Here is a 12,755-nt window from a genome sequence, read left to right as displayed (position 1 = left end):
CCATCGGGGGCTGCGTCATGTCTACCCCGGAAAGACAAGCCGTGCATCACACCCCAGCATCACCGACAGATGATATCGCCCCCAAGGACGCAGACGCATCCAAGCGTCCCGGACAAGCCTCGCCGTCTGGGCACGAGGATGCGCAAACAGCCACGATCCATGACGTCCCGCCCCGCAGAACCCGTGATTTCACAGACCTGACCCACGCGGTCGCCGCGTTGCTCGCCATGGTGGCCGTCCTCCTGATCGCCGCCTATCTCAACGGCATGACCAAAGGCGTGGAAACCGATGCACGCAACGCCGGTCAAGCACTCAACTGGCTGATGGACGTTCCCACCACCATGCTGCAGCAGCTGACCGCTGTATGCATCGTAATCAGTGTGCTCATTCAAATCCTGATGAACCGCGAATGGCTGCACTCCGTCGTCTCGATCCTCGCGCTGCTCAGCGGTTATGCCTGTTGTGCGCTGCTGAGCGCCGGACTCCACGCCACCGGCAATATCAACCTCATCTCCGCGCTCGCATCAAACGGGACGGGCGCCTCCCCACTGTCCCTGCTGCCGGATATCTATGCCGGTCTTGGAGCATTCCTCACCGTCGCCGGGCCTAGGCGCATCCATTCCACCGTCCGGTGGGGTTGGAACACGCTATATATCGTCGCAGCAATCCTGGTCATCGTCTCTTGGCATTCGGTGCCCGGCGTGCTGGTCTCATTCGCATTGGCCCGTGTCATCGGCATGCTTATCCGATTCGCTGCCGGTAGTGAAAACAAAGGCATCTGGGGCAAACACCTGGTCGAAGCCCTGCGCGGGGTCGGCATTGATGCCGCATCTGTGGCACGACGCATCGACGCGAATAACGACAACGCGGTCATCCAAACCTGCGTGGATGACGATCTGATCGAGAATTCGCGTATCTACGACGTTACGGACACCAATGGCCACGACTACGTGGTTTCCGTGCTCGACGACCAGAAACACAGCGCCGGCTATTTCAGCCAGCTGTGGCAGTGGATCCGGCTCAACGGCGTCGTCGTACGCCGCGACCGTTCCGCACAAGACGCAATGCACCATCATCTCGCCATGCTCCTCGGCTTGCGCAATATCGGCTTGCAAACCCCTTCGGCATACGGAGTGGCGGATGCCGCGGAATCCTCGATTCTGATATTCGATTCGAACACCCGGCTCGCACCGTGTGATTTGCAGCATTTGAGCGACGCCCAGGCGCGGGACCTGCTCACATACCTCAACCACGCCAATATGCGTGGATATACCCACCGCAGAATCACCCCGTCCACCATCGCGCTGCTGGATGGTGCCACTCCGATCATCGCCGGATGGCAGAACGGCGACTGCGCAAGCAACGCCGCGAACATGGCCCTCGACAAGGTCCAGCTACTCGCCCTGCTGTGCGCCTCGATTGGTGTGGAACGCTCCATTGCCGCAGCGCGGGAAATCTGGGGGGACGCCACGTTGATTGACATCGCCCCGTTCGTGCAGAAAGCCGCGGTGCCTGCTGCGACACGTGCGATGCCAGGTTGGGACAAACACTTGCTCGGCACCTTGCGCGACGGGCTGAAAACCCTGCTGCCCGAAGACGCCGACGAACAGCTGGAAACCGTCACGCTCTCACGCTTCAGCCTGCGATCGTTCATCGCCCTAACCCTGACCATCGTCGCCATCGCGGTGATCTTCACACAATTGCGTCCTGACGCGATGATTGAGGCGATCCGCAACGCGAACCCGTGGTGGGCGCTGTTGTGCATGCTGTTCAGCATAGTCGCGTGGATGGGCACAGGCCTGACCCTCGCCGCGTTCATGGACAAGGACAAACGCCACATCTTCGGCATCTTCTGCTCGCAGGCGGCATCCGGCTTCACGGCGGTGTCCATGCCGGCAGGCGTCGGCCCGGCGTTCGTGAACCTGCAATTCTTGCGCAAAAGCGGCTACAAGAACACCTCGGCGACCGCAATCATGAGCGCCGTCGTCGTCTCGCAGGCGCTCACCACGGTCGCACTGCTGCTCGGCATCGGCATTTTCTCCGGCCGCAACACCCTCTCGGGCATGGTGCCCACCAACACTTTGATTATCGCCATTGCCATCGTTGCCTTGGTGATTTCGCTGGCGATGATCATTCCGCCGGTGCGCAAGAAAATCATCACCACCTACCTGCCGATCGTCCGCTCGTATGCGCGCCAGCTGGTCGAGATGCTCACCAAGCCTAAGGAGTTCGGCATCGCCATCGCGGGAGCGATCATCCTGAATCTCGCCATCGGCATGGGGTTCTGGGCCGCGCTCCTCGCCTTCGGATACCGGACGAATCCCATCGAAACGATGTTCATCTTCATCCTCGCGAACACCTTGGGTTCGGCGGTGCCGACCCCGGGCGGCCTGGGCGCCATCGAAGCGGCCCTGACCTTCGCATTCAGCTCAGTCGGTGTGCCTGCGGCGGTGGCGTTGTCGGCGACCCTGCTATACCGCATCTGCTTCTACTGGCTGCGTATCCCGCTCGGCGCGCTTGCCATGCATTGGTTGGACCACCACAATCTCATCTGAATGTGCCGATTTCCCAAAAAGTGGCGGAAAACCCAAGAAAATAGCCGTGTTTCTCTAGAATCTGCGCTATTATCGACTGTTGACACGGCCTTCGTAATGTGAAGGCCCCTGACAAGAAGGATGCTTTATGGCATACAACAAGTCTGATCTCGTCTCGAAGATCGCTCAGAAGTCCAACCTGACCAAGGCTCAGGCCGAAGCCGCCGTGAACGCGTTCCAGGATGTGTTCGTCGAGGCAATGAAGTCCGGCGAGGGCCTGAAGCTCACCGGTCTGTTCTCCGCTGAGCGTGTCAAGCGCGCTGCGCGCACCGGCCGCAACCCGCGCACCGGCGAGACCATCAAGATCCCGGCTTCCTACGGCGTGCGCATCTCCGCAGGCTCCCTGCTGAAGAAGGCCGTCGCCGAGTGAGCTGATTCCAGTTTCACCCTGTGACTCAGGACAAGGAAACCCCGGCCATTGGCGGCCGGGGTTTCCTGTTTCTATGCAATCTGTAGCCGCCCAGAGCATGACGTGCGGTCCGTAACGTACGGTCCTAACGTGCGGCGACACTCCTGCGACGCTTGCGATTGCAGGCTGCGCACACAGTCAGGCCTGTGGCGTGGATTCCTCGAGCTTGGCTAGCACCTCGTCGAAGGCTGGGGACGGGCCAGCGTCGAAGGGGTCGAGCATGACCACCTCGCCATGCACCGGTTCGGTCAGCGTCAATCGGGTCCAATCGCATGTATAGCGCGCCCCACACCGCATCGCCTCCCGGACGAACTGTCCACGCATGGCCGCACGCGTATCGGCGGGCGGTCGGTCAACTGAACGCCCGACATCCTGTTCAGAGACGAGCACGCGCATCATGCCGCGACGTACCAAAGCCGGGTACACACTGCCGTTGACGATATCGTGATAATCCATATCAAGCTGTTGGGCGCGCCACGGGTCAATGTGCCGCCCATGCCCGCCGAGCGCGGACAGCAGCCGGTATTTCGCAGCCCAATCGAGTCTGTCGGCGAGCGCGGCCACATCATTCGCGGCGATGAGGTCAAGCAGCTCCTGCCAATCGTCCAGTACGCGAGACACATCGGTTCTGGGTAGTGTTCCACAGACAGTGTCCGGATCTGCGGTGACCGCCTGCCTGACGATATCGAGATAATGCTGTTGGATGTCCAGTGCGCTGGCCGAACCTTCCGGATGCCATACCGCATTCGGCTCGCCTCGGTCGGCGGCGAGCCGCACAGCCGTTCTGCCGGTGATATCGCGACTGATCGCCCGATTCGCAAGATTGGGGTCGGCAAGCGTGCACGCCTGGAATCCCGAGGCGCGTCCGGAACGCACGCTGGATTCGATAACCCCGAGGACCAGATGCGTGGTGGCGAGTTTCATGAACGTGACGAACTGTGAACGGTTGGAATCGCCGATAATCACATGCAGCCGACGGAATTGGTCGGGGTCTGCGTGCGGTTCGTCCCGGGTGTTGACCATCGGACGAGCCCTCGTAGTCGCTGAGGACACCGCCTCATCGAGGTAATCGGCGCGCTGGGACAGTTCGAATCCATGATCAGTGACCCTGCCCGCACCGGAAAACAGCTGCCTGGTGATCAGGAACGGCAACAGCTCGCGTTCGATGACCGGAAGCGGCACGTAGCGGCGAACCAGATAATTCTCATGGCATCCGAAGGCGTGCCCCGCGGAATCGACGTTGTTCTTAAACACGTGGACCATGGCATGCTCACCGACTTTGGCGCGAATGCGTTCCTGCGCTTGAAGGGCGAGCTTGCGGATCACCGATTCGCCGGCAAGGTCCTGTTCGAGCGCGTCGAAGGGGTCGCGCGTTTCAGCGGTCGCATACTCCGGATGCGAGCCCACATCGAGGTAGAGTCTGGCGCCATTGCGCAGATAAGTGTTCGTTGAACGCGCCTGTCCGACCACGGGCAGGAACATCGTCGCCGCTACTTGTCTGGCATCGATACGGCGTTCGCCGCCGGTCATGGAGACTCCGTATTCGGTTTCGATGCCGAAAATTCGCTCGCCTGTCCCGTATTGCGGCGAATGCGCCGCGTGTGCCCCGTCGGAGCCTGTGAGCGCATGGGTACCGCTGTCGCGCAGCTGCGGCATCACTGGCCGCCTTGCTGCACGAAGCTGTTCACATAATCCTGCGCGTTGGTTTCCAAGGTGGAGGCGATATCGTCAAGCACCTGGTCGAGCGCGTCGGTTTGGGTTTCGGCTTGCGCACGTTCCAGCGGCTGTTGGCTGTTATCGGCACGTTGTTCCTGTCGCGCCTGACCTTGGGCGAATTCCTGTGGCATAGCCCACTCCTTTCGATTCGACCGATTTGGTCCCGAATTCCAGCGTACCGCGCCGGGATGGGCATCCACCAGCAGATGACCGAACCGGGGTTCACAGCCTGTACATGGCTGTACCGGCACACACGATCAAATTGAAGCCGTCCGGCGATCAGTGCAGATACGGACGCAACTGGTCAATCAACAGACCGTTGCTGGCCACGACGTCGTTTTCCTCACGCCAACGGATGTCGTTCCCGTCCCAGCGGGACACCTGGCCTTGCGCCTCGCGCACCACCACCGTGCCAGCGGATACGGCGGGAATATCCCATGAGTGCAGATGCGGTTCGAAATACGCATCATACGTGCCATCAGCCACCCGGCACATGTCGAGCGACACCGGTCCAACCCGCTTGATGTCGGCAGGCTTGCCAGCGAGCGCGGCCACCACGTGCAGCGCGCGTTCCGATTCCGACGGCACGTAGGACATGCCATAGCTGATGACGGAACCTTCCAGGGTTGCGCGAGTGGTGGGGATGATTTTCTGACGTTTGTCGCCGAACGGCGTACGCCAGATGCGAATCGCCCCTTTGCCCCGCGCGGCAAGATACGTCAGCTCGAGCGCCGGGGCATGGACGATGCCGAGAATCGGGTTCGCTCCCCCGTGCTCGTCAATTTCGAACAGGGAGATTGTGACCGCCCATTCGGACATGTCACGCACGAAATTAATGGCACCGTCGATCCTGCCGACACACCAATAGCGTTCTCCCGGCTGGCAATGCTCCGGGCGGTCATGCCAGAACCCGTTGAACCGGTCAAGATAGGTCAAGCGGTTCTCGATGAACGGCACGAGACGTTCATTCACCGGCAACACCGGAGGTTCGCCGGGGACATCCGGGATATGCGCCTCGACCATACTGGACGGGTTCGCCTGCGCCTGGAACGCATGCTTGCCCACGTCCTGCGCCACACGGGCGGCTTCAAGCGCCAGCTGCTGCAGATCCATGTTTCACCTCACCTGTCGTTCGCCGGCCTGTCCGGCTCGGGCGGCGCAACGCCGTTCAGGCCAGCTATTGCCACGCCACACATCACAAACACCTTCTTGGGGTATCTTACCTGTCGGCGATGATGTCACGCAGCACATCCGCCGCGGATTTGCCCTGAGCCAAGCCATCACGCACGGCGTGTTCGCAACGCGCCCGCGTCCATGCCAGCGGATCGGACATATCGAAGCCGAACAACGAGCCGTCCAGTTCACGCACTGTCAGCCGCGACCACGATGCCGCCACGACTTGAGGAGTGAACTCCTCGACGATATTCGCCCGCAACCATGCGCGGGTCGTCTCCGGCGCCTGCACGGCGGCCTCGGCTACCAAAGCGTCGGCGTCAGAATCTTCAAGACGCTCAGTGCGCGCCTTCACCGCCTCGAACAGCGAAATCTTCGGGTCCAAGGCCGCCCAGCGCAGGTCAAGCGCGGCGATGCTCGGGTCCGACCAAGACGCCTCGCGCCCTGATCGGGCGCCCAACCGGCGGCGCATCCGCTCCAGCAGCTGCCATTTGAGCAGCCATTCCAGGCGCGACCCCTCGTCGGCCATCGTCAAGCGCGTGTCGTCATCCGCATGTCTGACCGCGGCGACATCGGCAAGCGCCCGACGCCACAATCCGATCATCCGACGTGTTTGTACATCCGGCCACACCGGGGTGCCTTGGCTGTCGGTGCCGTAGCGCATCGCCGCGACCTCGAACACGGCGGTAAGCAGCCGCGTCTGAATCTGCCATGCGGTCATTGTCCCGCCATCGGCGAGCTGCAGCGGGACACCCAACGTCAAGTCATGCGAAACCTCGTGCATCGCCGCGACCGGATCATCCAACGCCACTTGCGAAAGCAACGCGTCCACATCGTAGGATACCGACGGCGCTGTCTCCAACAGCCACAACAGCAGGCTTGTCGTGCCGAGTTTCAACGCCTGCGGCACGTCCATGCGATTGGCGTCCCCGACAATCACATGCAAACGCCGATACGCATCGGTACTGTGCGATTCGTCGCGTGTATTGACGATCGGGCGGTCAAAGGTGGTCTGCAATCCGACGCGCATATGGATATAGTCGGCGCGCTGGCTGAGTTGGAAGCCCGCATGCTCACACCGCTCCCCCAGCCCAACGCGCCCTGACCCTGCGTACAGCTGGCGGGTGACCAGATGCGCGGTCATGAGCGCCGCAACCTGGTCGAAGGGCACGGAACGCAACATCATGTAGTTCTCATGCGTGCCCCAGCTGGCGCCTTTGCCATCGACATTATTGCGGTACAACGCCACCGGATTGCCGGTGCGCCGCGACGCCTCCTGTGCCGCACGATGCATGATCAAGTCGCCGGCATGGTCGTAGCGGACCGCTTCGAATGGGTCGGTCGTCTCCGGCGCGGAATATTCGGGATGCGCATGGTCGACGTACACCCTGCCGCCGTTGGGCGCGATGATATTGGTGATATGCAGCTGGGGGGCGTCCGTGAGCATGTCGGGACGGGCGGCCGCACGCTCCAACCGGTGTCCGCGTGCGTCATTGACCGGGTCCTCCTGCCGGTAATCCCAGCGGATATCCCCACGGGTGTCGTCGTCGGCGGCGGCGACCACATCGAAGCTCAGCCGCACCGGATTCGCGCGCGCATCGCCCGGCCGGCTCACCGCATATTCGGTTTCCGTCCCCATCACCCTGCGAACACTCATTCGGCCTCCTTATCCGCCGCATTCCGGCCCGTAAGACGCATCACTCGCCGCGAGCGTGGGCCTCATCAGTACCGGCATCATAACCGGTCGCATACCCTGCCCGGTACCCTGCCGCCGGCCGGATGCGCACGACACGGCCGCCGGCAATGCCGTTGATACGGGACCATTGCACCGGATCGGCGTCGAGCACGGCATCACGGGTCTCTTGGAATTCGCCGTCCACGGCGCCGGCAAGCATCGCTACGCTCAACGCGACGTCCGAGCCGGTCTCAATCGACGCCTTGACCGCCCGGGTTTTGGCACGGTCGACGATGTTCTTGAGCATCGCGCCCGAGACGACATCGCCCAGATACAGCGGGGACCACACGCCGGAATCGTCAAGCACATCCGCCACATGCCGGTGTTCGCCATGCGCGAACAAGTCATGCACCAGCACCCCAACCAGCGCATCGACATCGACTCCGGGTTCCAACGGCAGGTCATCGGTCAGATAATGCCGCACAATCTGACAAGCCTGCGACTCGCGCGGCCGGTCGATGCGGATTTTCACATCGAGCCGCCCAGGCCTCAACACCGCTGGATCGATCATGTCCACACGGTTCGAGGCGCCGATGACCATCACATTGTCCAGCCGCTCCACACCGTCCAACTCGGCCAGGAACTGCGGGACAATCGTCGTCTCCACGTCGCTGGACACGCCGGAACCGCGCGTACGAAGCAGCGAATCCATCTCGTCGATGAATACGATGACCGGACGCCCGTCAGCCGCACGCTCCCTGGCACGGCGGAAAATCAGGCGAATCAAGCGTTCCGACTCCCCCACGTATTTGTTAAGCAGTTCCGGGCCCTTGACTGACAGGAACACCCCGGAACCGGCATCCGTCCCTTGGGCGAGCGCATGGGCTACGGCCTTGGCGATCATCGTCTTGCCGTTGCCGGGAGGGCCATATAGGAGAATGCCCTTCGGCGCGTTGAGATGATACCTGCGGTACAGCTCCCGGTGTTGGAACGGCAGCTGGACGGCGTCCCGGATACGCCCGATCTGCTCGTCAAGCCCGCCGATGTCGTCGAAGGTGACATCCGGGGTCTCTTCCAGAACTAAATCGGCATCCTCCTGCGGCGGAAGTACGTCGAGCACGAAACGTCGGGCGGCATCAGTCAGCACACGGTCCCCGGGTTCCAGCGTCGATTCGAGCGGCACCGCAGCCGGACGGACGACTTGCAAGGCTCCGCCCGCATCGGCGACCAGTACGCGGCCGTCCGCGAACACCTGCTTGACGTGCAGCACGGCACCGAGACGGTCTGCGTCCCTGCGGCCGACGATCACCATATTCTCGTTGAGCAGTACCGTATCCCCCGGCTTCAGGCGCGATGCCTGCAAAGTCGTCGAGACGGGGACAATCATGCGGCGGGTACCGGAAAGGATTTCCGCGCTCGCGTGCTGGACACCAAGGTCATCAGTGGTGCAGGATTCGACCGCGACCATCGTCGCGAAATTCAGCGGTGGCTGAGCGAACTGGCCAAGTTGGGATTTTGCCTTCGTCAGCTCCTGGCTTGCGCGGGTGAGAGCAGCTGCCAGCGCATGGTTCTTCGCCATCAGCTGATCATTGGCTTGTGCGAGCTCATCGAGGGCGCGATCCCGCGCTTGAAGCGCATCGGTTTGGCAGTCCGCCGGACCGGACCCCTGTGCCGTTCTCGTCTCGTCGTCGTTCATCGTCGTCTCGCTTCCTGCGGTGGCCGTCACCGCTCCTGCAGGTCGTTCCTCGTCGCGTAGTCAGACCCGTCGGTCTTCTCCGCACGCGCACGCCTGTCCTCAATCAGCTTACGCGTCCGCAGCACGATGAACGCGAGCACGACCACGATGACCACGGCGATGACAACGTCCTCGAATACGTTGAGCACGCCCAAAATCGAGCACCAATTGTCGCCCAGCAGGTAGCCTGCGGTGACCAACACCGTGTTCCAGACTGCCGAACCGAGCAGGGTCCAGCCGCTGAACTGCATCAGGTTCATACGGTTGAAACCGGCGGGGATGGAAATCAGCGAACGCACCACCGGAATGACCCGGCCGATCAGCACGGACCATGTGCCGTAGCGGCTGAACCAATCGCTGGCACGATTGACGTCATCGCGACTCACGCCCGGAATGACGTCGGCGGCACGGTGGATGCGGTGCAGCCCGACAAGCCTCGACACGCCGTATAAGGTCAGCGCGCCGACAAGCGAACCGACGGTGGCCCACGCGATGGCCGCAGGCAGGGACATGGTGCCTCGCGAGGCGGTGAATCCCGCCAAAGGAAGGATGATTTCACTGGGAATGGGAGGAAATATGGATTCGAGTGCGATGGCGAGCATCACGCCGATGCCGCCGATGGAATCCATCAGGCTCACCAGCCATGTGGTGATGGTGCCGATGAGGCCGCCGTCTGATGTGTCGCACATGGGGGCAGTGGTCGCAAGAGCATAAACACGCATGTCGGCATTGTCCCAGTATTTTCAGACAATCGAAGGCATGACCGATGAACCTTTGCAAGCTTCCAACGAATCCGCCCCTACCCTAGCTCGCCCGGGCATCCTGGTGATGGACGTGGATTCCACGCTCATCGACCAGGAAGTGATTGACGAGCTGGGCGTCGCCGCAGGGGTCGGCGAGCAGATCGCCGCCGTGACCGCACGTGCGATGGCCGGTGAACTGGAGTTCTGCGAGGCGTTGCGCGAACGGGTCAAGCTGCTTGCCGGACTGCCGGTGAGCGTGTTCGACGAGGTGTATCACCAGATCACGTTCACCAATGGCGCGCTTGATCTGATTGACGCCCTGCACCAGCATGGCTGGACGGTTGGCGTGGTCAGCGGCGGGTTCCACGAGGTGGTGGACCGCCTGGTGCAAGATGCGCATATCGACCATGCGCTGGCGAACCGACTGGAGGTCGTCGACGGGCGACTGACCGGCAGAGTGCTCGGCGAAATCGTATGCAAGACCACGAAACTGCATGCGTTGCAGGCGTGGGCTCGACTCGACGGCATTGCCGTGGACCAGACGGTCGCGGTCGGCGACGGCGCCAACGACATCCCAATGATCAAGGCGGCCGGCCTCGGCGTGGCGTTCTGTGCCAAGCCGAAGGTGCAGCTCGCCGCCGATGTCGCAATCAACGAACGCGACCTGCGCCGGGTGCTCGGACTGCTGTCGCGTAACTGACTTGGCCTGTTTGTTCCGACGTTGAATACGCTGTCAGCGTCGGAACAAACAGCCACAGCGGGGCACCGCCCTGTTCAGTTAATCGCAGTAGGCCTCGTCGGCGAGCCTGGCGCCTCGCGCCCAATCCGCCGCGCGCATCGCTTTCTTGCCTTGCGCCTTGACCTGAATCAGTTCCAAAGGCTGGCTTTTCGTGCCAATCCACACGTGTTTCTTGCTCAACGCGAGTTTCCCAGCCCCAAGCGCCCCAGGCAGGTTCGGGTCGGCCATATCGGCGGGCGCCGCTTCCAGCACGTGCAGGGTCTGGGATTCGCCGTCTGCGCCTTCGGCATGGAGCGTACACCATGCGCCGGGATGCGGGGTGCAGGCGCGAATCTGCCGATCGGCGGCGAACACCGGTACATCGAACCGGATATGCGCGTCCTCGGTGCGGATCTTGTCTGCGACCTCATAGGCTCCCTGCGGTTGGTCAACCGGACTGATACGGCCCTCAGCCATCGCCTCGAGCGAGGCGGCAAGCAGATGCGAGCCGTCTTCAGCTAGACGCCCGAGCAGCTCCCCTGCGGTCTCATGCGCGCCAATCTCAACCGTGGACTGAGCCAGGACAGGCCCCTCATCCATACCGCGGGTGATGCGGAACACCGTTGCGCCAGTGATCGTATCCCCCGCCCAAATCGCGCGTTGCACCGGAGCGGCACCACGCCATTGCGGCAGCAGCGAGAAATGAAGGTTGTACCAGCCAAGCGGCAGCGCGTCCAACACCCGCTGTTTGAGGATTTTGCCGTAGGCGACGACCGCCGCGGCCTCAGCGCCGGTGGCGGCGAGTTCGGCGACGAAGCATTCCTCTGACGGATCGGATTCAATCACCGGCAAGCCCAATTCCAATGCGGCCTGCTTGACCGGACTCGGTGTCAATTTGCGTCCCCTGCCCTGCGGCGCGTCGGGACGGGTCAGCACCGCCACCACTTCGAAATGCTCCGTATCGGCAGCCAGCAGTTTCAGCGACGGCACCGCCACATCAGGCGTGCCTGCGAACAAGACCTTGAGCATAATCCTCGATTCTGTACATCGATGCCGTATTCCACTCGCGCATCGGCGACCGGCGCTCCGAACGGCAACAAACGACTGCAACAGCACCTTACCAGAGTGCCGGCATCGTCACGGTTCGCCGAATTCGACCGATCAGTCCCGCACCGGCGGAATCGGTACGCCCGCAGCAATCAGACAGGCGCGAAGCTTCCTCGGATCGCGGAACCGGATGCCGCGAATCCCCGCCTGATTCGCCCCGACGATGTTCATCGCCTTGTCGTCAATGAACACGCTGTCCTGCGCACGAATACCGAAACTGTGCAACGCGTACTCGTAGATATCGCGGTTCGGCTTGCGCATCCGCACCTGGCCCGAAACGACCTTGCCGTCGAGCATGCCAAGCAAATCGCAATCACGGTCGGCGATTTGATACAGATCCTGCTGCCAGTTTGACAGTCCCCACACCCCGATACCCGCGGCATGGAGATCATTAATCAGAACACGCGCACCCGTGACCACGCCAGTCAGCGAATCGCGGAAATTATCCACGTAATAGCGCATCATCGACGCCCACGGCTCGCCTTTGCGCTCGCGGACATATGCGATGCCCTCTTCGAGCGAGGCGCCGGCGTCCATCAGATCGTTCGCGTCGTAGAAGGAGGAGATGTCGTTGTCGAGGAACCCATCCACAAGCCGCTGGCTGTAGCGTGGAATCATCACTGCTTCGGGATCCCAATACAGCAACACGTTACCGAAATCGAAAATCACCTGGGTGATTGGCGCCCCTTCTGCGGCTGCGGCGGCATCCCGCGCCATCAGCTCGTCATACGCCATCTGTGGTTCTCCCGGCCAGCCTTTCATATCCACCTCACTCGGGTCCTGTTCACACCCATCGCACTGGGCTCCTATCCGTTTCCAGCATAGCCGGGACAGCGGCCGCAAGACACGACCGCCGGCGCGTGACATGCCCGTGATAACACTCTT

11 protein-coding genes are annotated in these 12,755 nt (G+C 62.1%); 3 read left to right on the top strand and 8 right to left on the bottom strand.

All coding sequences use genetic code 11. The features are described 5' to 3' along the window. Positions 1–17 precede the first annotated feature (17 nt). Both ACI38B_RS05530 and ACI38B_RS05525 read left to right on the top strand, forming a co-directional pair. Positions 18–2,555 carry a flippase-like domain-containing protein gene (locus ACI38B_RS05530; RefSeq protein ID WP_439729873.1) on the top strand — a complete coding sequence of 846 codons (2,538 nt, stop codon included), beginning with the start codon at positions 18–20 and terminating at the stop codon, positions 2,553–2,555. A gap of 127 nt (positions 2,556–2,682) precedes the next feature. Further along, positions 2,683–2,964, top strand: coding sequence for an HU family DNA-binding protein (locus ACI38B_RS05525; RefSeq protein ID WP_015450672.1), 282 nt, complete (start codon positions 2,683–2,685; stop codon positions 2,962–2,964). A gap of 177 nt (positions 2,965–3,141) precedes the next feature. Here ACI38B_RS05525 and ACI38B_RS05520 read toward each other — a convergent pair whose 3' ends face one another. The 6 genes from ACI38B_RS05520 to ACI38B_RS05495 all read right to left on the bottom strand — a co-directional run bounded on the left by ACI38B_RS05520 (position 3,142) and on the right by ACI38B_RS05495 (position 10,024). Further along, positions 3,142–4,659 carry a proteasome accessory factor PafA2 family protein gene (locus ACI38B_RS05520; protein WP_439729890.1) on the bottom strand — a complete coding sequence of 506 codons (1,518 nt, stop codon included), beginning with the start codon at positions 4,657–4,659 and terminating at the stop codon, positions 3,142–3,144. After that, positions 4,659–4,850 (bottom strand): ubiquitin-like protein Pup, encoded by a 192-nt coding sequence (locus ACI38B_RS05515; RefSeq protein WP_439729872.1) that lies wholly within the window; start codon positions 4,848–4,850, stop codon positions 4,659–4,661. Before ACI38B_RS05515 ends, ACI38B_RS05520 begins: the two co-directional genes overlap by 1 nt. 148 nt (positions 4,851–4,998) lie before the next feature. Then, positions 4,999–5,832: an inositol monophosphatase family protein gene (locus ACI38B_RS05510; protein WP_439729871.1), complete on the bottom strand. Its 834-nt coding sequence runs from the start codon at positions 5,830–5,832 to the stop codon at positions 4,999–5,001. A 106-nt stretch (positions 5,833–5,938) separates the two neighbouring features. Continuing rightward, positions 5,939–7,549, bottom strand: coding sequence for a depupylase/deamidase Dop (dop, locus tag ACI38B_RS05505; RefSeq protein ID WP_439729870.1), 1,611 nt, complete (start codon positions 7,547–7,549; stop codon positions 5,939–5,941). Between the two features lie 40 nt (positions 7,550–7,589). Further along, complete coding sequence (gene arc, locus ACI38B_RS05500; RefSeq protein WP_439729889.1) at positions 7,590–9,263, bottom strand: proteasome ATPase; 1,674 nt, start codon at positions 9,261–9,263, stop codon at positions 7,590–7,592. Positions 9,264–9,289: 26 nt separating this feature from the next. Continuing rightward, positions 9,290–10,024, bottom strand: coding sequence for a DedA family protein (locus ACI38B_RS05495; protein ID WP_439729869.1), 735 nt, complete (start codon positions 10,022–10,024; stop codon positions 9,290–9,292). Positions 10,025–10,061: 37 nt separating this feature from the next. On the opposite strand from ACI38B_RS05495, the gene serB reads away from it, so the two are divergent. After that, a complete protein-coding gene (gene serB, locus ACI38B_RS05490; protein ID WP_439729868.1) occupies positions 10,062–10,745 on the top strand; it encodes a phosphoserine phosphatase SerB in 684 nt (227 codons plus the stop codon). A gap of 78 nt (positions 10,746–10,823) precedes the next feature. Here the strand turns inward: serB and fmt are convergent, their stop codons facing one another. Together fmt and ACI38B_RS05480 are read right to left on the bottom strand one after the other, a co-directional pair. Next, the gene (gene fmt / locus ACI38B_RS05485; protein WP_439729867.1) at positions 10,824–11,792 is read right to left on the bottom strand and encodes a methionyl-tRNA formyltransferase; all 969 of its coding nucleotides are present in this window, start codon (positions 11,790–11,792) and stop codon (positions 10,824–10,826) included. Positions 11,793–11,924: 132 nt separating this feature from the next. Next, positions 11,925–12,632: an HAD family hydrolase gene (locus ACI38B_RS05480; protein ID WP_439729866.1), complete on the bottom strand. Its 708-nt coding sequence runs from the start codon at positions 12,630–12,632 to the stop codon at positions 11,925–11,927. Positions 12,633–12,755: the final 123 nt, after the last annotated feature.

This window comes from Bifidobacterium sp. (assembly GCF_051876855.1).
GTDB lineage: Bacteria > Actinomycetota > Actinomycetes > Actinomycetales > Bifidobacteriaceae > Bifidobacterium.
This window is presented reverse-complemented; position numbering and strand designations above follow the sequence as displayed.

Bases quoted from the DNA above. Each gene is read 5' to 3' on its own strand.
- ACI38B_RS05530 (WP_439729873.1), top strand. From the start codon at position 18: ATGTCTACCCCGGAAAGACAAGCCGTGCATCACACCCCAGCATCACCG.
- ACI38B_RS05525 (WP_015450672.1), top strand. From the start codon at position 2,683: ATGGCATACAACAAGTCTGATCTCGTCTCGAAGATCGCTCAGAAGTCC.
- ACI38B_RS05520 (WP_439729890.1), bottom strand. From the start codon at position 4,659: ATGCCGCAGCTGCGCGACAGCGGTACCCATGCGCTCACAGGCTCCGAC.
- ACI38B_RS05515 (WP_439729872.1), bottom strand. From the start codon at position 4,850: ATGCCACAGGAATTCGCCCAAGGTCAGGCGCGACAGGAACAACGTGCC.
- ACI38B_RS05510 (WP_439729871.1), bottom strand. From the start codon at position 5,832: ATGGATCTGCAGCAGCTGGCGCTTGAAGCCGCCCGTGTGGCGCAGGAC.
- dop (WP_439729870.1), bottom strand. From the start codon at position 7,549: ATGAGTGTTCGCAGGGTGATGGGGACGGAAACCGAATATGCGGTGAGC.
- arc (WP_439729889.1), bottom strand. From the start codon at position 9,263: ATGAACGACGACGAGACGAGAACGGCACAGGGGTCCGGTCCGGCGGAC.
- ACI38B_RS05495 (WP_439729869.1), bottom strand. From the start codon at position 10,024: ATGCGTGTTTATGCTCTTGCGACCACTGCCCCCATGTGCGACACATCA.
- serB (WP_439729868.1), top strand. From the start codon at position 10,062: ATGACCGATGAACCTTTGCAAGCTTCCAACGAATCCGCCCCTACCCTA.
- fmt (WP_439729867.1), bottom strand. From the start codon at position 11,792: ATGCTCAAGGTCTTGTTCGCAGGCACGCCTGATGTGGCGGTGCCGTCG.
- ACI38B_RS05480 (WP_439729866.1), bottom strand. From the start codon at position 12,632: ATGAAAGGCTGGCCGGGAGAACCACAGATGGCGTATGACGAGCTGATG.